Raw genomic sequence first — 1,083 nt, forward strand, 5'->3', positions numbered from 1 at the left:
AGCCGTGGGAGTGTCAAACGAGCCGACGTTTTATGAAGTAAGGGCATTGCGTCCGGTGAAACATTCCCGCAAGCCCGGTACGCAGTTGATTGATTTTGTCGGGAAGGCGATGACGCTCGGGAAAGAACATACGCTCTCGACGAGACGGGACAGCGAGCTGTATGTCATGTACTTTATGGTCAGTCCGTCGACTCCGGAAACCACAGAAGTGAGCGACGTGCAGTTACGTGTCCAGCCGTTCATAAAACCGCCGATTTTAAAGAATCCGAACGTGTTCTCCCCGCATCCTTACTTTGAGGGGGATGGTCGCTCATACAATGTTTACGCTGAAGAATATCGAACGCGAACCGAAGTCATGGTCGAACAGTTGCGTGACGTGCCATTCGTCTCGATTAAGAAAGATGCGAACGTGACGAGAGGCTATACGAAACATCATAAATTGACGGGAGAAGACGTGGCTTCCGTCGATCAAGTCTATTTAGAAGATGTCTCCATCGAGCCCGGAGAAGTGACGTATCGTCTTAAACATTCAGTCGGCAATCCGCTCGTGATTGCACCGGACATTAAGTATACGATTGTCGCACATCTGAAAAATCGACCGACGTTCAAGTTGTCTGGTGAGCATACACAGTCTCCCCACCATGAGATTTATCTTCGCATGGGAGAGGCGCCGTGGATCACCATTCACCGAGCCGACGATTTGGGCGTCAGCTTTATGGCTCAGCCTTTACCGTACTGTCACTGGACGTACCTCACGTGTATGCAATAAGAAAACCCGCCACCCTCAAGAGGAGGGCACTGAAAAACTTCAAATGTTTTTGAACAGAGGAGCGTCGTCCCGGAAGGGATGGCGCTCCTCTGTTTTCATTGCCCTTCAGCCGCCCTGTCCGGCACGCCGCTTTCCTGGGGGCGGGCGCCGAGCCGCATCGCGACGTCGTCGCTGCTGGGTCTCGCCTTGCCCGCTGATTCCCCGGGAGTCGGCGTGCCCTCGGGCGGCGCTGTACGCGCCTGACATTCCGGACTATACTGGCTGTAACCAACCAATCTGGAGGCGATCCCGATGATGCCTGACCTACCCAACAT

At 53.8% G+C, this 1,083-nt stretch carries 1 protein-coding gene; it reads left to right on the top strand.

Annotated features, from left to right (window positions below; translation table 11 throughout):
- Positions 1 to 769 (top strand): DUF3238 domain-containing protein (locus DI14_RS10185; RefSeq protein ID WP_034808203.1); only part of this gene is annotated, 769 nt, incomplete at its 5' end.
- Positions 770 to 1,083: the final 314 nt, after the last annotated feature.

Origin of the sequence: Exiguobacterium sp. AB2, from assembly GCF_000696055.1 — a bacterium.
Lineage (GTDB): Bacteria > Bacillota > Bacilli > Exiguobacteriales > Exiguobacteriaceae > Exiguobacterium > Exiguobacterium alkaliphilum.